The 17,585-nt window shown below is 48.8% G+C and carries 17 protein-coding genes and 2 pseudogenes; 12 read left to right on the top strand and 7 right to left on the bottom strand.

All coding sequences use genetic code 11. From position 1 onward, the window contains the following. Positions 1–28 precede the first annotated feature (28 nt). Both rluC and KHX94_RS00645 read left to right on the top strand, forming a co-directional pair. Positions 29–991, top strand: coding sequence for a 23S rRNA pseudouridine(955/2504/2580) synthase RluC (rluC, locus tag KHX94_RS00650; protein WP_213681992.1), 963 nt, complete (start codon positions 29–31; stop codon positions 989–991). Positions 992–1,018: 27 nt separating this feature from the next. Next, positions 1,019–1,669, top strand: a complete 651-nt coding sequence (locus tag KHX94_RS00645; RefSeq protein WP_213681991.1) for an HAD-IA family hydrolase — start codon at positions 1,019–1,021, stop codon at positions 1,667–1,669. Positions 1,670–1,673: 4 nt separating this feature from the next. Here KHX94_RS00645 and KHX94_RS00640 read toward each other — a convergent pair whose 3' ends face one another. Beyond that, the gene (locus tag KHX94_RS00640; protein ID WP_244859267.1) at positions 1,674–2,282 is read right to left on the bottom strand and encodes a Maf family protein; all 609 of its coding nucleotides are present in this window, start codon (positions 2,280–2,282) and stop codon (positions 1,674–1,676) included. Between the two features lie 263 nt (positions 2,283–2,545). Between KHX94_RS00640 and yceD the strand changes: the two genes are divergently transcribed. From yceD to KHX94_RS00590, 10 genes and pseudogenes are all read left to right on the top strand, one after another. Next, entirely contained in the window at positions 2,546–3,070 is a 525-nt protein-coding gene (gene yceD / locus KHX94_RS00635) for a 23S rRNA accumulation protein YceD (protein WP_213681990.1), read from the top strand. A gap of 16 nt (positions 3,071–3,086) precedes the next feature. Further along, positions 3,087–3,257 carry a 50S ribosomal protein L32 gene (gene rpmF / locus KHX94_RS00630; RefSeq protein ID WP_189615602.1) on the top strand — a complete coding sequence of 57 codons (171 nt, stop codon included), beginning with the start codon at positions 3,087–3,089 and terminating at the stop codon, positions 3,255–3,257. A 15-nt stretch (positions 3,258–3,272) separates the two neighbouring features. Further along, positions 3,273–4,299 (top strand): annotated as a pseudogene (plsX, locus tag KHX94_RS00625) (phosphate acyltransferase PlsX). Between the two features lie 8 nt (positions 4,300–4,307). Continuing rightward, positions 4,308–5,267 (top strand): beta-ketoacyl-ACP synthase III, encoded by a 960-nt coding sequence (locus KHX94_RS00620; RefSeq protein WP_213681989.1) that lies wholly within the window; start codon positions 4,308–4,310, stop codon positions 5,265–5,267. Between the two features lie 94 nt (positions 5,268–5,361). After that, positions 5,362–6,288: an ACP S-malonyltransferase gene (fabD, locus tag KHX94_RS00615; RefSeq protein ID WP_213681988.1), complete on the top strand. Its 927-nt coding sequence runs from the start codon at positions 5,362–5,364 to the stop codon at positions 6,286–6,288. Between the two features lie 11 nt (positions 6,289–6,299). Then, a pseudogene (gene fabG / locus KHX94_RS00610) lies at positions 6,300–7,044 on the top strand (3-oxoacyl-ACP reductase FabG). Positions 7,045–7,205: 161 nt separating this feature from the next. Continuing rightward, positions 7,206–7,439: an acyl carrier protein gene (gene acpP / locus KHX94_RS00605; protein WP_006081231.1), complete on the top strand. Its 234-nt coding sequence runs from the start codon at positions 7,206–7,208 to the stop codon at positions 7,437–7,439. Positions 7,440–7,605: 166 nt separating this feature from the next. Next, positions 7,606–8,844, top strand: coding sequence for a beta-ketoacyl-ACP synthase II (gene fabF / locus KHX94_RS00600; protein WP_213681987.1), 1,239 nt, complete (start codon positions 7,606–7,608; stop codon positions 8,842–8,844). A 179-nt stretch (positions 8,845–9,023) separates the two neighbouring features. Then, positions 9,024–9,503, top strand: coding sequence for an acyl-CoA thioesterase (locus KHX94_RS00595; protein ID WP_133037539.1), 480 nt, complete (start codon positions 9,024–9,026; stop codon positions 9,501–9,503). Positions 9,504–9,637: 134 nt separating this feature from the next. After that, positions 9,638–10,516, top strand: a complete 879-nt coding sequence (locus tag KHX94_RS00590; protein ID WP_213681986.1) for an NAD(P)-dependent oxidoreductase — start codon at positions 9,638–9,640, stop codon at positions 10,514–10,516. A gap of 100 nt (positions 10,517–10,616) precedes the next feature. On the opposite strand, the gene cdd is transcribed toward KHX94_RS00590, so the two are convergent. The 6 genes from cdd to pstS form a co-directional block, all read right to left on the bottom strand. Beyond that, positions 10,617–11,507, bottom strand: a complete 891-nt coding sequence (gene cdd / locus KHX94_RS00585) for a cytidine deaminase (RefSeq protein WP_213681985.1) — start codon at positions 11,505–11,507, stop codon at positions 10,617–10,619. Between the two features lie 39 nt (positions 11,508–11,546). After that, a complete protein-coding gene (sbcB, locus tag KHX94_RS00580; protein WP_213681984.1) occupies positions 11,547–12,959 on the bottom strand; it encodes an exodeoxyribonuclease I in 1,413 nt (470 codons plus the stop codon). A gap of 865 nt (positions 12,960–13,824) precedes the next feature. Next, on the bottom strand, positions 13,825–14,637 hold the full coding sequence (pstB, locus tag KHX94_RS00575; RefSeq protein ID WP_213681983.1) for a phosphate ABC transporter ATP-binding protein PstB: 813 nt from the start codon (positions 14,635–14,637) through the stop codon (positions 13,825–13,827). Further along, entirely contained in the window at positions 14,637–15,467 is an 831-nt protein-coding gene (pstA, locus tag KHX94_RS00570; protein ID WP_213681982.1) for a phosphate ABC transporter permease PstA, read from the bottom strand. The genes pstB and pstA overlap by 1 nt, the downstream gene beginning before the upstream one ends. After that, positions 15,464–16,399, bottom strand: coding sequence for a phosphate ABC transporter permease subunit PstC (gene pstC / locus KHX94_RS00565; RefSeq protein WP_213681981.1), 936 nt, complete (start codon positions 16,397–16,399; stop codon positions 15,464–15,466). Before pstC ends, pstA begins: the two co-directional genes overlap by 4 nt. A gap of 66 nt (positions 16,400–16,465) precedes the next feature. Next, positions 16,466–17,512, bottom strand: coding sequence for a phosphate ABC transporter substrate-binding protein PstS (gene pstS / locus KHX94_RS00560; RefSeq protein ID WP_213681980.1), 1,047 nt, complete (start codon positions 17,510–17,512; stop codon positions 16,466–16,468). Positions 17,513–17,585 lie beyond the last annotated feature (73 nt).

Here is a 17,585-nt window from a genome sequence, read left to right as displayed (position 1 = left end):
AGGCGCTTTCTTTTTTCGCGCATGAGTTATGAATAATCCAGAATCCATCACCAGACAGGTGCAGTTGCTGACCATTGACGAAGACAATGCGGGCCAGCGTATTGATAATTTTCTGTTATCAAAACTAAAAGGTGTACCTAAGAGTATGATTTATCGCATCGTCCGTAAGGGCGAGGTGCGGGTCAATAAAAAACGTATTAAACCGGAATTCAAATTGGAGATTGGCGATGAAGTGCGCATCCCGCCAGTCAGAGTCAGTGAAGAGAATCCGCGTCAAGCACCTTCCGCCAATTTACATCGGGTATCGCAACTGGAAGCGCGCATTCTTTTCGAAGACAAACACATTTTGGTGTTGAATAAGCCCGCTGGTATTGCTGTGCATGGTGGCAGTGGTGTCGATTATGGCGTGATTGAAGCCTTGCGTTCATTGCGGCCGCAACAGAAGTTTCTGGAATTGGTGCATCGGCTCGACAAGGAAACCTCCGGGGTATTGTTGGTTGCCAAAAAGCGTAGCGCATTAAGACATCTGCATGATCAGCTACGCAATAAGCAGATGCAGAAGGATTACCTAGCGTTAGTTCGTGGCGAGTGGCAAAGCCATGATCGCATGGTAAAAGCGCCGCTATTGAAAATTACCTTGCCATCTGGCGAACGTATTGTGCGGGTAAACAGCGAAGGTAAACCGTCAGAAACCCACTTCCGTATTATGCAACGTTATGAGGGAGCTACGCTGGTTAAAGCCAGTCCGGTGACCGGGCGAACCCATCAGATCCGCGTTCATTGTCAGTACGTTGGTCACCCGATTGCCTGTGATGAGAAATACAGCGAGCAGAAATTTGACGACAGCATGCGGGCGTTAGGATTGAATCGCCTGTTTTTGCATGCAGCACAACTGCGATTTATCCATCCAGAAACTGAAGTGACTACCGAAATCCAGGCGCCTCTGGATGATGAACTGCAAACGCTGTTGAACAAACTTACTCGGGTGTAACCTGGTAAGCGATTTTGAGCGGTATTGATGAAACATTACGATCTGATTATTTTTGACTGGGATGGCACGCTGATGGATTCCATCGGCCGTATTCTGGCGTGCTTGCGCAATGTTGCCAGCGATATGGGCTTGCTGGAGCCGTCCGAAGCCGCGCAGCGGGATATTATCGGTATGTCGTTGGCGCAGGCGATGCAGACACTCTTCCCAGGAAGACCCGCGCAGGAATATCCCTTAATGCAGCAGAGTTACCGCAACAGTTATCAGCGCCAAGCGCATGTTGCCACACCTTTGTATGCAGGGATTACTGAACTGCTGACACAATTGCAGCAGCAACATTATCAGTTAGCGGTTGCCACGGGTAAATCACGTCCTGGATTGGATCGCTCTTTACAGCAGACAGGGTTGGATCGTTTCTTTCAACTGAGTCGTTGTGCCGATGAAGCTCACAGCAAACCGCATCCAGATATGTTGCAGCAGATACTCGCACATACTGGTGTAAGCGCAGCGCGGGCGTTGATGGTGGGTGATTCAGTATTGGATCTGCAGATGGCAAATGCCGCTGGCGTGGCCGCCGTTGGTGTCAGTTACGGTGCCCATAGTCGCGAACAACTACAGTTACACCGCCCCAAAGCCATTATCAGTGAACCGTTAGCATTGTTATCTGTGTTAACCGCCTGAGCGGCTAACCGAGCACATCTATCCCTTTATTGGCTAACAGGCGGGTGAGGGCAATCAAGGGCAACCCGATCAAACTATTGGGATCGTCGCCTTGTAACCGTTCAAACAACGCGATGCCCAAACCTTCACACATAAAACTGCCAGCACAGGATAGCGGCTGCTCACGGGCAACGTAGTTGGCAATCTGTGTTGCTGTTAACTGGCGGAAATGCACGGTAAAAGGTTCGAGAGTGACTTCTGCTTCCGCGGTATTGGCATCATACAGTGCCAGCCCGGTATAAAAGGTGATGGCCTTGCCTGATGCTTGTGTTAGTTGCTCGCAGGCTTTGGCTGCTGTATGTGGCTTGCCAATAATCTTACCCTCAATGACGGCTACCTGATCGGAACCTATACTGAGCGAACCAGGATACAACTTGCCACCAGCCATCGCTTTCGCCAACGCTAGACGTTGTACCAGCGCCTGCGCCGATTCATCTGCCCGCGGTGTTTCGTCAACCTGTGGCGCACAGGTAACAAAAGTCAGCCCTAGTTTTTGCAAAAGCGCTTGCCGAAATCGGGAGGTTGAAGCCAAGACCAGTGTTCTGGCAGGAATTACTGCATTGCTTGTAGGCACGGTTTACCTTAAATCAAATCGGTGTCGGCGATATTGTCGGTATTGTTATCCTCGTTTGGCAAGCAGTGATTTTGACTCATATGCCGCCGTTTGCTGCTATTTTATGCGTGTGCCGCTTGTACAGCTGCCACTGCTTGAGTAAAATTTTCCTCCGTCAATTTCGAGCATGCGGATGCCAAGCCAGTTAAGGCGTATTTTCTTCGCGTTAACGCTATATTTCCTTTGACTCCGCGGGCTCCAAACTATAAGATGCGCGCCTGCTTATGCAAACAGTAAAGATACCGGTTTCAATTGATCCAATTCGCGCCGCTACCAGTCGCCTGAATTATCAGGGGATAGTGTCTGGGAAAGTGCTGAAAAGATTGAACGAATTATGTGCCGGCGACTGTTCCGATGTGGCAGTGTCACTTGAGTGTGGTGTCGATTTACAGGGGATAGTCTACCTGAAAGGGAAGGCTGTGACGGAGCTCACTCTGTTATGTCAACGTTGCATGACACTGTTTACCACGGAGGTTACGGTCGAATTTTGCTTTAGTCCATGTCGGACACAGGCAGAAATCGATGAGCTCCCGGAAACGTACGATCCTATTGAGTGTGATGAAATTGGCGAAGTTCGTCTTCATGCGATGATTGAAGATGAATTAATCCTGGCTGTGCCATTGGTGCCGTCTCATGATGTGGCTTCATGTCATGCTGGTTCCAACGATATGGCCGTCGGCGAGATTGCAGACGCTCAACAAGAACGTCCGAATCCGTTTGCAGTGTTAGAAAAACTGAAGAGCAAGTAATCCAGGAGACAGATCAATGGCTGTTCAACAGAACAAAAAATCCCGTTCAAAACGTGGTATGCGTCGTTCACATGACGCTCTGAGCACTGCTCAGCTGGCAGTAGATGCAACCACTGGCGAAGTGCATCTTCGTCACAATGTCACTGCTGACGGTTTCTACCGTGGCAAAAAGGTAATCAACAAATAATTTGTTGATTGTCCTATGACAGATCTGACGCTTGCGTTGGATGCAATGGGTGGTGATCACGGCCCCCGTGTTACAGTGCCTGCCGCTGTGCAGGCACTTAGAATATATCCAAATCTAAAGTTGATTCTGGTTGGCGATGAAAACCAGATCGCGTCCTTGCTGTCTCAAATCGAGACAGAAATTACCTCTCGTATTGATATTCTTCATGCCCCAGAAATAGTCGCCATGGGGGATAAGCCCGCATTTGCTTTGCGCTGCCGTAAACAGAGTTCAATGCGTTATGCGCTTGATTTAGTCAAGGAGCATCGGGCGGATGCCTGTGTTAGTGCCGGTAATACTGGGGCGCTGATGGCCATGGCCAAAGTGGTGTTAAAAACGCTGTCAGGCATTGATCGACCCGCATTAGTGAGTTGCCTGCCAACCGTCAATCACAATCCCGTTTATCTGCTTGATCTCGGTGCCAATGTTTCCTGTGATGCTGAAACCCTGTTCCAGTTTGCGGTTATGGGCTCAGTGTTGTGTGAAGCGGTGACCAAAAAACAGCATCCGTCGGTGGCCTTGTTGAATGTGGGTAGCGAAGAGATCAAAGGCAATGGGCAGGTGCAGCAAGCGGCACAATTATTAACACATACGCCGCAAATCAATTATCAGGGTTTTATTGAAGGTAATGAGATCTACTGCGGTAATGTCGATGTGATTGTTTGCGATGGCTTTGTGGGTAACATTACGCTAAAAACTTCTGAGGGTATTGCCCGTCTGTTACTGCATCAACTGCGGCAGGGACTGACTCAGGGATTTTTCATTCCTGCTGTCAAAGATGTTGGCTCCCAGTATTCAATCGGTTTTGCGCCAGATGAACCCCGACCACTATAACGGTGCAAGTCTGATAGGATTGCGCGGAATAGTGGTTAAGAGCCATGGCAACGCAGATGAAACTGCTTTTCTTCAAGCTATTTGCCTGGCGGTAACCGAAGCTACGCGTCGACTCCCTGAGATGATAGAACAACGTCTCGAGTCGATACTTTTAGACATCAATAGCTGATTTCTCCTATGCATACAAAAATTCTTGGGACTGGCAGTTATCTGCCGGCGCAGGTGCGTAGCAATCAGGATCTGGAAAAAATGGTGGAAACCAGTGACCAGTGGATTGTTGAACGCACAGGTATTTCAGAGCGCCGTATTGCTGCCGGTGACGAAACTGTGGCAACTATGGGTTATAGCGCTGCGGTCATGGCCATTGAAATGGCCGGTATTGACGCCAGTGAAATCGATTTGATTATTTGTGGCACGACCAGTGCCTCTAATGCCTTTCCCGCCGCAGCCTGCGAAATTCAGGCCATGCTGGGGATTAAGCCGGTGCCAGCGTTTGACGTTGCAGCTGCTTGCTCAGGTTTTATTTACGCCTTATCTATTGCCGATCAGTTCATCAAAGCGGGGACCGCGCGCAAGGTGTTGGTTATCGGTTCAGATGTCTTGTCGCGGTTATGCCAGCCGGAAGATCGCAGCACGATTATTCTGTTTGGTGATGGTGCCGGAGCTGTCGTCCTCGGGGCCAGTGAGCAACCTGGGGTGATTGCTACCCACTTATTTGCTGACGGTAGCCAGGGCGACTTGCTGAAATGCTCGTTTCCTCCGCGTGCTGGAGAGACGTCAGAAGCCGTTGGTTTTATGACCATGAAGGGCAATGATGTATTCAAAGTGGCGGTCACACAGTTATCACATGTTGTGACGGAAACCTTGCGTCTTAACAAGGTTGATAAAGCCGACATTGACTGGTTAGTTCCACATCAGGCCAATTTACGCATTATCACAGCAACCGCCAGAAAGTTAGATATGACCATGGACAAGGTGGTCGTTACTCTTAATAAACATGGCAATACGTCTGCGGCATCTGTGCCTATCGCTTTGGATGAAGCGGTGCGTGATGGCCGTATCCAACGTGGGCAGTTGTTGCTGCTAGAAGCCTTCGGCGCAGGTTTTGCGTGGGGCAGTGCTTTGGTGCGTTTTTAATTTCTGATAGCTAAACCCAATAGGGCAACCCGTCTACTTGAGTATGGGTTGCCGTCTATAATCAACCTGTTTTTAACTCAAAAGGTCAATAAATATGAACAGCGTTGCTTTTGTTTTCCCCGGGCAAGGTTCTCAAACCGTGGGAATGCTGGCCGATTTGCCAGAGCAATACCCAGTAGTGGCAGACACCTTTGCCGAAGCCAGCGAAGCGCTGGGTTATGATTTATGGCAGCTGGTACAGCAAGGACCAGCTGAAACTCTGAACGAGACTGATAAAACACAGCCGGCGTTGCTGACCGCATCTGTTGCACTATATCGCGTCTATTTGGCAAGCGGTAAAGCGCTACCACAAGTGATGGCTGGTCACAGTCTCGGTGAATATTCAGCACTGGTTTGTGCTGGGGTTCTTCCGTTTAAAGATGCTGTAAAACTGGTGGAATTACGTGGGCAATTAATGCAGCAGGCAGTTCCGGCTGGTACGGGTGCCATGTATGCGATTATTGGGTTAGCTAACGAGACAATTGCCAGCATTTGTGCCGATTGCGCACAAGGCGCGGTTGTCAGCCCAGTTAACTTTAATAGCCCAGGGCAGGTTGTTATTGCCGGAGAAAAACACGCCGTTGAACGGGCCGCCGCCGCTTGTAAAGAAGCGGGTGCTAAGATGACTGTTGCTTTGCCCGTGAGTGTTCCATCGCATTGTGCACTAATGAAACCTGCGGCCGAGAAACTCGCTGACGCACTAGCCAACGTGACCTTTTCGCTACCCACCGTTAAGGTTATCAATAACGTTGATGTGGCTTGTCCACACGATGCCAGCGCTATCAAAGATGCGTTGGTGCGGCAGTTGTATAATCCGGTACGTTGGACCGAAACCGTAGAGAAAATGGCGGCTGATGGTATCACTGAACTGGTCGAAATGGGGCCAGGAAAAGTGTTGACGGGTCTAACTAAACGTATCAATAAGTCGTTAGCTGCCCAGGCGGTTAACACCGCGGCATCGCTCGCTGCGCTGACGGAATAAAGGAGTTATCCATGAGTATTGCCATTGATTTATCAGGCAAAATCGCATTAGTCACCGGGGCCAGTCGGGGCATAGGTAAGGCAATTGCCACCACATTGGTCGAAGCTGGCGCAACCGTTATTGGCACCGCTACCAGTAATGGCGGCGCTGCGGCAATTAGTGCCTATCTTGGCGATAACGGCTACGGATTAGTGCTGAACGTCACAGATCCGCAATCTGTTGCAGATTTATTTGCATCGATCAAAGAAAAAACTGGCGAGATTGATATTCTGGTAAACAACGCTGGTATCACTCGTGACAATTTATTGATGCGAATGAAAGATGAAGAATGGCAGTCTATTATTGATACCAACCTTACATCACTTTTCCGGTTGTCTAAGCCTGTTTTGCGGGCAATGATGAAAAAACGCCATGGTCGCATTATCAGTATTGGTTCCGTGGTTGGGACAATGGGTAACGCTGGTCAGGTAAATTACGCAGCAGCAAAAGCGGGTTTGATCGGATTTACCAAATCTCTTGCTAAAGAGGTTGCGTCCCGTCAAATTACCGTTAATGCTATTGCTCCTGGTTTTATCCAGACTGACATGACGGATGAACTGACAGAAGAACAGCAAAAAGCCATCATGTCCCAGGTGCCGATGGAGCGTTTGGGGGGCCCAAGAAATTGCCAATGCCGTATTATTCTTGGCCTCTGATGCTGCCGCTTACATTACAGGGGAAACCTTGCATGTAAACGGTGGGATGTATATGGTTTAATGGCGATTGCAGGGAACTGTCGCAAATTGGGTGGTGACCTGCGGTAATTGGGGCCTTAAATCGTGGTTAGACCACGAAAACGGGGCTTGCAATGTTGGTCAAATCTAATAAACTACTCGCAATCTTACGCAAGTGCGTAATTTGAATAGGAAAGAAAACTAATGAGCAACATCGAAGAACGTGTAAAGAAAATCATTGTAGAGCAACTGGGCGTTAAAGAAGAAGACGTTAAGCCAGCAGCTTCTTTTGTTGACGATCTCGGTGCAGATTCTCTGGACACCGTCGAATTGGTTATGGCTCTAGAAGAAGAGTTTGATACCGAAATTCCTGATGAGGAAGCTGAGAAAATCACCACTGTTCAGGCAGCGATTGATTACGTTTCCAAGAATCAGTAATACTGAATTCCTGAAAACAGGCGGCTAATATGCCGCCTGTTTTTGTTTACACCTTTATTCCGTAAATTGGCGTGTGATAAAACAGGGCTCTTTGAGTAAAAACCCGTTCAAAGGTGTAAAATCACATCTCTTTCTTCAATTCGTTCGCTAAAGAAAGGTGACTACCGTGACAAAACGTCGAGTCGTCATTACTGGCCTAGGGCTAGTAACTCCCCTGGGTAATACCGTAGACAGCAGCTGGCAAGCACTACTGGCTGGCAAAAGTGGCATAGCGCCCATCACCAAGTTTGATGCCAGCGCATTTGCATCCCGTATCAGTGGCTCAGTGAAAGATTTTGATGCGGAGCAATACATCTCTAAAAAAGATGCCCGTAAGATGGACTTGTTCATGCAGTACGGCATGGCCGCAGGTATCCAAGCCTTTGAAGATGCTGGTTTGGATATGGAAAAAGAAGATCCTACCCGAGTGGGTACTGCCATTGGTGCCGGAATGGGTGGCATGGGGCTGATAGAGCAGAACCACACTGCTTATATGGAAGGTGGGCCGCGGAAGATTTCACCATTTTTCGTGCCAAGCACCATTATCAATATGATTGCGGGTCACCTGTCTATCAAGTACGGCATGACCGGCCCTAATTTTGCCATCACGACGGCTTGTACTACCGGGGTACATAACATTGGTTTTGCCGCGCGCACTATTGCTTATGGTGATGCCGATGTGATGCTGGCCGGAGGTGCAGAAGATGTAACCTGTCCACTGGGCGTTGGTGGCTTTTCTGCGGCCAAAGCGCTCTCTACCCGCAATGATGATCCTACCGCTGCCAGCCGTCCTTGGGATAAAGACCGCGACGGATTTGTTATCGGCGATGGTGCTGGCATTGTGGTGCTGGAAGAGTATGAACATGCCAAAGCGCGTGGCGCGAAAATTTATGCAGAAATCAATGGCTTTGGTATGAGCAGTGATGCATTCCATATGACATCGCCACCCGCTGACGGTGCCGGTGCCGCACTGGCAATGGTCAATGCGGTTAAGGATGCAGGTATCGCGCTGGCACAGATTGGCTATATTAATGCGCACGGTACTTCAACTCCCGCTGGTGATAAAGCAGAAGCCGCCGCAGTTAAGTCAGTGTTCGGTGAACAGGCTTATAAGGTGATGGTCAGCTCTACCAAATCCATGACCGGACATCTGCTCGGTGCCGCTGGTGCGGTGGAAACCATTTTCACTGCGTTAGCGCTGAAAGAGCAGGTGGTGCCACCCACAATCAATCTGGATAATCCAGATGAAGGTTGCGACTTGGATTTTGTACCGCACACAGCGCGTCAAACACAATTGGAATACGCTTTATGTAACTCTTTTGGCTTCGGCGGCACTAACGGTTCGCTACTGTTGAAACGGGTGTAATAAAGTTGTGGTATAAGAGAGCGCCTTTCGGCGCTTTTTTTATCGCTGTCTGATTAGATTGTCGATTACTAATGCAATAGAGCAGCGCGTTTGCATTAACAATTTTCTAATGTGTATTTTTCGAATACACTCAACTGCAGATGTTAACCGGAGGCTGTGATAACAGCGAGAGGAGCATAATGGCGGGTTTAGATAGAGAGATTACCCTGAGATTTCTGGCAGAGCCAACAGATGTGAATTTTGGTGGGAAAGTGCACGGTGGTGCGGTTATGAAATGGATTGACCTTGCAGCTTATGCCTGTGCTGCCGGGTGGAGCGGCAAATACTGCATTACTGCTTATGCCGGTGGCATTCGTTTTGTGCGGCCAATCCTGGTGGGTAATATGGTTGAAGTCTGTGCCAAGGTTATTTATACCGGTCGTACGTCCATGCATATTGGCCTAGAAGTTAAAGCCTGCGATCCCAAATTCTGCCAGCGTGAGACAACCACTCATTGTATTGTGATCATGGTTGCTGTTGATGAGGATGGACAACCAACGCCGGTACCTGAATGGGTACCAGTCACTCAGCGAGACATTGAGTTACGTGACTCCGCGATGAAACTGATGGAGATGCGTAAAAAAATCGGTGCCGAGATGGAAGCGCATATCCACCCCTAACTATGTGTGCCAGCATCTTTATCTATAAAGGTGAGCATGGCACAATGCCAAGCAATTACTGACGAAATCATTGCGGACAATAACTGTGTTATTGTCCATTTACTGCTTATCGTTCATAAAGTTAAGGAAGTCTAATGGCCAAGGTTGCATTTTTAGGTATGGGGGTTATGGGATATCCCATGGCGGGCCATCTGCTCAAACATGGGCATGAGGTCACGGTTTACAACAGGACAGTCGCCAAGGCTCAAGCTTGGGTGAGTGAGTACGGTGGCCGTTGTTGTGCCACGCCGAAAGAAGCGGCAGAAGGGCAAGATATTGTCTTTGCTTGTGTGGGTAATGACGATGATTTACGTCAGGTCGTTGCGGGTGAAAATGGTGCCCTTCATGGCATGGCTGCCGGTGCGGTGTTTGTCGATCACACTACCGCTTCAGCCGATGTCACGCGCGAATTAGCGGCATTATTGGCAACAAAAGGGATCGCCTTCTTGGATGCGCCTGTGTCTGGTGGTCAAGCGGGGGCAGAAAATGGCGTGCTAACCGTAATGGTTGGTGGCGATGCGAATGTTTTTGCAGCAGTAAAACCCGTAATGGCAGCCTATTCCCGCAGTGCTGAGTTGTTGGGGGATACCGGTTCTGGGCAGCTTGCTAAAATGGTTAACCAAATCTGTATCGCTGGCATAGTTCAAGGTTTGGCTGAAGCTTTGAGCTTTGCCAAAAATGCCGGTCTAGATGGCGAGAAAGTGGTCGAAGTGATCAGTAAAGGTGCCGCTCAGAGTTGGCAGATGGAGAACCGCTATAAAACCATGCTCAAAGGTGAGTATGATTTCGGTTTTGCGGTGGATTGGATGCGCAAGGATCTGGGGATAGCCCTCAATGAGGCCCGCCGTAATGGTTCTACTTTGCCGTTAACAGCGCTGGTTGACCAGTTTTACGCTGAAGTACAGACCATGGGCGGCAGCCGCTGGGATACATCTAGTCTGATGGCGCGTCAGCAAAAATCTCAAGGTAAATAACCGACCCAGCTAGCGGAGTCAGAGAATTGCTGCTAAAAAGGACTGCCGAATCAGCAGTCCTTTTACATTTACCCCCAAATTACCGTATCGATAGGAGGTATTACAGCGGTGATACTACAACATGCTCCAGTTCAACATTAGCTACTGCATGTAGTGCATCTAAACTCATATCGACTAAGGAAAGTTTGCCTGCCGATGATTCTAACAACATGGCGCGTTTGATATCGCTAAAGTCGCGATTGTGGCGTACCAGACTGGCAAGTGCCATTTGCATTGGCATCATGGACGGGTTGAAAGCGGCATTCTCTGCGTAGCGGCCACAGAAAGTAACACCATCGGTCATTTCTAGTACCACTGCACTATGACTATGGCTGTAAGGCGCATAGCTCAAGCTGGCATGATCCAAGGCTTCAATTACCATGGGATCACTACTTTCCAGTAATAATTCAGTTTGTTGCTTGGTCAGCAAAGGTAAGTCAATGCCTAAGTCTTTAGGGCCAAAACCATAGGGCAAGTAGTGCGCGAGTGGTGCTGTTGGTTGTGTTGGCAAATGGATGCGGATGCTGCTGCCTGCAACCAGCTCATTCATGAATTGACGACAATGACCGCAAGGACTGGCATTTACCCAGATATCCGTGACTTGTGCTTCACCACTTAACCAGGCATGGCTGATAGCATTCTGTTCGGCATGTACCGAGTGACACAGTGCCTCTCCTGCCAATTCCAGGTTCGCTCCCATGTACACTGCACCACTTTGGCCTTTAGCGATAGCGCCTACATAAAAATCACTGATGGGCGCCACTGACATGGCTGCGGCAATGGGGAGCAGAGTGCTAAGCAGTTGTGATTCATCCAGACCGCTAGCATGTTGCAGATGGGCAAGCTGCTGCGCATCAAAATGGCCCGCAAAGGCATCGCCTAGCATAGGTACCAGTGCGCTGCTTAAAGATTGCGGCAAACTGTTCAGGCCGCTGATAAATCTATTTTGCATCCGTCTTTCCTATTGGTGAGCGGACATGGGATCATGCAGCTAAAGCGATTGTAGGTAAAGCACCAAAGCCTTCAGTAATTGCTGTTTGCTTTCATTTGCAGCAGTTTCTTCCAATAGATTTTCCAGCCTGAGGACATAATCGGGATCGCTAAGCCGTTGTTTACAAAACTCCTTCCAGCGCAGACTTTCTTGATAATCCAGTAGAGCCGGGTAGTTACGTGCCCGATAACGGAATAGCATTTCTGGCAATCTAGCATCATCAAATTGCAACTCAAGGGCCGCTAGATTCTGTGGTGCAGTATTGCGAATTATCTCCATTTTGTTGCGATCGGCGTCGGAGAAAAATCCACCGCTATACAACATACGGTCAGGGTCGGTAATTGTGGTTGCGTGGTCGATTTCATACAGGGCAACCAGCTTTTGCCGTACTTCTGCTGATTGCCGTAGCTTACGGAACTGCTCGCGCGCAAATGCCTTGTCAATGCCTAAGGTTGCGGCTCGGTCATCACTAAGAGTTTTGGCGGGGGCAATGAAAGGGCATTTGTTCAGATGGATCAGTTTTATTGGGATCGGCAGTTCATCTTCGGCCAGATCTTCTCTGGCGGTATACATACGTTGATAAATATCATTCACCTCCAGTTCCAGCAGTGGGGTGATATCCATGTTGAGATTAATACAGATAACCGCATTACGGTTGACCGGATGGTAAGCAACCGGCGCAATTAGCGTGGTACAGCCTTGAGCCGCCGGGATTTTTGAACTGACATGCACCAGCGGCGTCATCGTCAGCACATCTATCTGATCGGCGACGGTTTGCTTTTTCCGTAGGCCAAAGTAGTAATCAAATAATCGTGGCTGATGTTCGCGGATTAATCTTGCCAAGGCGATGGTGGCGTACACATCCGACATCGCATCATGGGCCTTTTCATGTCCCAGACCGTTAGCCAGTGTCAAATGCTCCAGTTTGAAACTTGGACTACCATCTTCTCTTTCTGGCCAGTTGATACCGTCAGGCCGCAAAGCGTAGCATGCACGAACTAAGTCAATGATATCCCAGCGAGAATTACCGTTACGCCATTCGCGGGCATAGGGATCAATAAAGTTACGGTAAAAGCCGTAGCGGGTAACTTCATCGTCAAAACGCAAAGAGTTGTAGCCCGCAACACAAGTGTTGGCAACACTGAAAATATTGTTGATGCGTGCCATAAACTCGGTTTCTAGCATTCCTTCGCTATTAACGAGTTGCGGTGTTATGCCGGTAATAAGAATGGCTTCTGGGGCGGGCAAGTAATCTGTCGCCAAGCGACAGTAGAAAGTATCCGGTTCGCCAACAATATTGAGCTCCAAGTCGGTACGAATACCTGCAAACTGGGCTGGCCTGTCACGAGATGGATCGGCACCAAATGTTTCATAATCGTGCCAGTAAATTGTGGCCGGTTCGTTATCTTTCATTGCTATTTAAATCCTTTAATTTTTCGACTATCACTATGTATTTATTAATTTTATTTCGTTACTAGTATTTCCAATCATTGCGCCCATTGTAGCCTACATTCCTGCGTGGTGTGTACCTTTGCGTGACATATACGCGCTAGGGGCGTAAATCTGCTCATGAATAGGTACACTGCCAATTTAACTGTCCTTATCTGGCTCACAGTTTCGAGCGATAAATGCCAAACCATATTTCGGCGAATTGGAGCTGTCTGACCGTGATGGTTTGAGCATCCGTTCCCATTTGGTGCCACCACATGGCAGTCCCGATTTCGGATTGATGGTAGCCTCGTCTAACCTTGGCGCGCCATCCGTATCTCAAATTATCTGCGTTCAGAGCGCTAATCGCTGAACTGGATAACGCAATCGCCAATGGCTTTGGCTCTCTACAGGCAACAACACAAGTGCTGTACCGAGACAGCCACAGAACTGCTGCAAGCAATTGATAGAACCCCGCCATAGCGCATTAAAGCCAGATTCTGTGGCAATTTATCGTGCTGTGTTCATCTTCACCAGCTTAAAGCGTTTGAGAACAGACCAATAAAGGATATCACGCTTGATGAATGGATAGCTGCTTTTGATAAAAAGCTGTGGTTAGTCATGATGACTGCTTTGGTTCGAGCCATGCTTACAATGTTGTTGCAGATATGATGTTAAACGTTGTAGTTGGCGTTTAGCCATAAGCAAGCGGTGGTACGGCAGTTAATTGCATAAAAAATCCGATGACAGATAGCCATCGGATCTGGAACAGTTCAGCGAGATAATTGAGTTATCTTGCTGAACTCGTTGATATTGTTCGCTGCTAAGCCGTTAACATCTAGCGCTTAAGTTAGCCGAAGGTACCACTGACATACTTACGGGTACGATCATGTACCGGACTCTGAAACACCTGCTTGGTTTCACCAAATTCAATCAGTTCTCCAAGATACATAAATGCGGTGAAGTCAGAGATACGGGCGGCTTGCTGCATGTTATGGGTGACAATCACTATGGTGTAATCTTTTCGCAGCTCAGTGATGAGATCTTCAATCCCTTGGGTTGCGATAGGATCTAACGCTGAAGTGGGTTCATCCATCAGGATCACATCGGGCTTAAGCGCTATGGTTCGGGCAATGCACAAGCGTTGCTGTTGGCCGCCAGAGAGCCCTGAGGCATCGCTATGCAGTTTGTCTTTTACTTCATTCCACAATTGCGCCTGCTGTAACGCTTCTTTCACCCGATGATCCATATCTTTCTTGGACAGCCGCTCATACAGCTTGATCCCAAAGGCGATGTTGTCATAAATGCTCATTGGGAACGGTGTCGGCTTCTGAAATACCATGCCGATTTTGGCACGCAGATCGTTCAGGTCGACTTTCCGGTCCAATACTGAGAGTTCGCCAAGCGTGACATTGCCTTCAGCATACTGATGTGGATACAGCTCGTAAATGCGATTGAGACAACGCAACAGCGTGGATTTACCGCAGCCGGACGGGCCAATCATTGCCGTGACGCGATGCTGATAGATCGGCATGCTGACATCAAACAACACCTGCTTGTCCTTGCCGTAGTAAAAATTTAGATCCTTGATATCCATCCGCTGTACCAGCGGCTTCACCTGTTGGGGTTGTTGATAATCTTTTAATTGCGCGACCAGACTCATCACGACCTCCGTTTTTTCAACTGGGGCAGTACCCGAGAAATAATGTTCAAAAACAAAATAGCCATGGTGATCAGCAGTGCGCCTGACCAGGCCAGTTGGTTCCAGGAGTCATAGGGACTCATTGCAAATTGGTAAATCGTGACCGGTAAGTTCGCCATTGGCTCGTTCGGATTCACGGTCATAAAGCTGGAGTTAAGTGCGGTAAATAGCAGTGGGGCGGTTTCGCCGCTGATACGGGCCACCGATAACAGAATGCCTGTGATAATGCCGGTGCTGACCGCGCGGTAACTCAGTTTAACGGTGACTTTCCACCGTGGGGTGCCAAGACCAGCACCTGCTTCACGTAACGTGATAGGCACCAGTTTTAGCATTTCTTCTGTGGTACTGATAATGACGGGCAGCGCGATGATAGCCAGTGAGATAGCACCAGCCCAGCCTGAAAAATGCCCCATGAACACGACCACTAGCTCATATACAAATAAGCCGATAAGGATTGACGGCGCGCTCATCAACATGCCATTGAGAAAGCGAATAGTATCGGCAGTTTTAGAGTTCTGACCATACTCAGCCAGCCAAGTGCCCGCGAGAATGCCAACCGGCGCGGCAATGACAATACCTAGCGATGTCATAATGATGCTGCCGACAATCGCATTGGCCAGTCCACCTTCACCGCCAGGACCTGGGGTAACTTCGGTAAACAGCTGCCAATTCATGCCCGCCATGCCCTTCTGGAACAGGGTAAACAGGATAATCACTAAGATCCCCAGCCCTATCAGAGTGGCCAATAGACACATGGCCCGGAACAACTGATTCTTAAACTTGCGGATCATTTGGCTTTCCTCCGCAACAGTACCCGGGCAGAACCCATCACGATAAAGGTGATCATAAACAGCACCAGACCTAGTCCAATCAAGGCTGAAATATGCATGTCTCCGGTCGCTTCGTTGAATTGTTCAGCAATCGTGGCAGAGATAGAGGTGGCTGGCATGAACAGGCTAGAATCAATGCTCTGGGCACCACCTATCACAAAGGTAATTGCCATGGTTTCCCCTAGTGCGCGCCCAAGCGCCAGAATCAAGGCACCAAAAATGGGGCCTTTGATGGCGGGGAGCAGCACTTTTATGATGACTTCAAATTGGGTGGCACCAATACCATAAGTTGCTTCGCGTAATACTTTGGGGACAGTTGACAGCGCTTCTTTGATTAATGATGTCAGGATCGGCAAAATCATGAATGCCAAGATGATCCCTGAAGTCAACAGACCCACGCCCATCGGTGGGCCACTAAACAGTGGACCAATGAGCGGTAATTCAGACAGATGTTCTGCAGCCCACACCTGAAATCCTTCAGAAAACCAGGGTGCAAATACAAACAAACCCCACATACCGTAAATGATGCTGGGGACTGCCGCTAACAGTTCAATGGCGATAGACAGCGGGCGGGATAACCAAACGGGGCAAAGTTCAGACAGGAAAATCGCCACTCCTAGACCAACCGGGAGTGCTAGAAACACGGCAATGATAGAAGAAACCAGGGTGCCATACAGTGCGTTGGCGGCACCAAACTCTTTGGTCACTGGATTCCATTCACTGCTGAAGAAAAAGCCTATACCAAAGTTTTCCAGCGCGGGCCAAGCGCCAATACATAACGACAGCAGGATGGCAAACATCAGCACAGAAATCAGTCCCGCGCTGGTGAGGCAAGCGCGGCGGAATAGATCGTCACCTTGCCATGAAAATGCTCTTAACGATATTGCAGTCATAAAGTCACAACTTTTTCAGAAATGGCTAAGCCCCCGCCAGAGGCGAGGGCCTGATTTGGGCAATTCTTAGTAAACAGCTTTGCCACCTGCTGTTTTGATATCGCTGTGCCACATGGTTTCTACCATCTTCACAACGTTATCTGGCATTGGTACGTATTCCAGCTCAGAGGCCAGAGCGTCACCATTTGCATAGCTCCATTCGAAGAATTTCAGCACTTCTTTGGCAGTGGCTTCATTTGCCTGAGACTTGTGCATCAGGATGAAGGTTGCGGCTGTCATCGGCCATGAAGCAGCACCTGGCTGGTCGTTCAGGATCAGTTTGAAGCCAGGAGCGTTAGCCCAGTCAGCGTTAGCGGCTGCGGCCTGGAACGCTTCCATTGTTGGCAATACATATTTGCCGTCTTTGTTTTTCATCTGGGTATAAGCCAGATCGTTGGTTTTAGCGTAAGCATATTCAACGTAACCGATAGAACCTTTGGTACGTTTTACGAAGTTGGCGACACCCGCATTGCCTTTACCGCCCAACTGATGGGCTTCTTGTGGCCAAGCAACTTCTTTATCAACGCCTACTTTTGATTTCCAGTCGCTGCTAACGCGTGCCAGATAATCAGTGAAGTTGTAAGTAGTACCAGAACCGTCTGAACGGTGTACTGTGTAGATAGGAGTGTGTGGCAGTTTCACGCCGCTGTTCAGCTCGGCAATCGCCTTGTCATCCCAGCTTTTTACTTTACCCAGATAGATATCTGCCAGCAGTTCGCCAGACAGTTTCAGTTCACCAGCCTTAACGCCAGGCAGGTTAACCACAGCTACGATTGAACCCATCACGGCAGGGAACTGTACCAAACCTTCTTTGTCCAGTTTGTCCTTGCTCAGTGGTGCATCAGAAGCACCGAAGTCCACAGTCTTGGCGATAATCTGTTTAATACCACCACCAGAACCAATGGCCTGATAGTTCAACTTAACACCGGTTTCCTTATTGTATTGCTCTGCCCACTTAGCATAGACAGGGTATGGGAAGGTAGCACCGGCACCGTTGATAACAGTATCTGCATATACAGAAGCTGATGCGGCAATGGTACAACCTAACAGGGCGCCTTTAAGCAAGTTGTTCATATAGCAATCCTAAAAAGTGACTTTCCGTCGTTTGGTTAATTGACGGTGCAATTTTTAACATTGCTAAATGACA

This window comes from Shewanella dokdonensis, from assembly GCF_018394335.1.
Lineage (GTDB): Bacteria > Pseudomonadota > Gammaproteobacteria > Enterobacterales > Shewanellaceae > Shewanella > Shewanella dokdonensis.
The sequence above is the reverse complement of the archived record's forward strand: the minus strand, read 5'-3'. Positions and strand labels throughout refer to the sequence as shown.

What these genes read in the sequence shown, in the direction of transcription:
- rluC (WP_213681992.1), top strand. Translation starts at nt 29, where the DNA reads ATGAATAATCCAGAATCCATCACCAGACAGGTGCAGTTGCTGACCATT.
- KHX94_RS00645 (WP_213681991.1), top strand. Translation starts at nt 1,019, where the DNA reads ATGAAACATTACGATCTGATTATTTTTGACTGGGATGGCACGCTGATG.
- yceD (WP_213681990.1), top strand. Translation starts at nt 2,546, where the DNA reads ATGCAAACAGTAAAGATACCGGTTTCAATTGATCCAATTCGCGCCGCT.
- rpmF (WP_189615602.1), top strand. Translation starts at nt 3,087, where the DNA reads ATGGCTGTTCAACAGAACAAAAAATCCCGTTCAAAACGTGGTATGCGT.
- KHX94_RS00620 (WP_213681989.1), top strand. Translation starts at nt 4,308, where the DNA reads ATGCATACAAAAATTCTTGGGACTGGCAGTTATCTGCCGGCGCAGGTG.
- fabD (WP_213681988.1), top strand. Translation starts at nt 5,362, where the DNA reads ATGAACAGCGTTGCTTTTGTTTTCCCCGGGCAAGGTTCTCAAACCGTG.
- acpP (WP_006081231.1), top strand. Translation starts at nt 7,206, where the DNA reads ATGAGCAACATCGAAGAACGTGTAAAGAAAATCATTGTAGAGCAACTG.
- KHX94_RS00595 (WP_133037539.1), top strand. Translation starts at nt 9,024, where the DNA reads ATGGCGGGTTTAGATAGAGAGATTACCCTGAGATTTCTGGCAGAGCCA.
- KHX94_RS00590 (WP_213681986.1), top strand. Translation starts at nt 9,638, where the DNA reads ATGGCCAAGGTTGCATTTTTAGGTATGGGGGTTATGGGATATCCCATG.
- cdd (WP_213681985.1), bottom strand. Translation starts at nt 11,507, where the DNA reads ATGCAAAATAGATTTATCAGCGGCCTGAACAGTTTGCCGCAATCTTTA.
- sbcB (WP_213681984.1), bottom strand. Translation starts at nt 12,959, where the DNA reads ATGAAAGATAACGAACCGGCCACAATTTACTGGCACGATTATGAAACA.
- pstB (WP_213681983.1), bottom strand. Translation starts at nt 14,637, where the DNA reads ATGAGTCTGGTCGCGCAATTAAAAGATTATCAACAACCCCAACAGGTG.
- pstA (WP_213681982.1), bottom strand. Translation starts at nt 15,467, where the DNA reads ATGATCCGCAAGTTTAAGAATCAGTTGTTCCGGGCCATGTGTCTATTG.
- pstC (WP_213681981.1), bottom strand. Translation starts at nt 16,399, where the DNA reads ATGACTGCAATATCGTTAAGAGCATTTTCATGGCAAGGTGACGATCTA.
- pstS (WP_213681980.1), bottom strand. Translation starts at nt 17,512, where the DNA reads ATGAACAACTTGCTTAAAGGCGCCCTGTTAGGTTGTACCATTGCCGCA.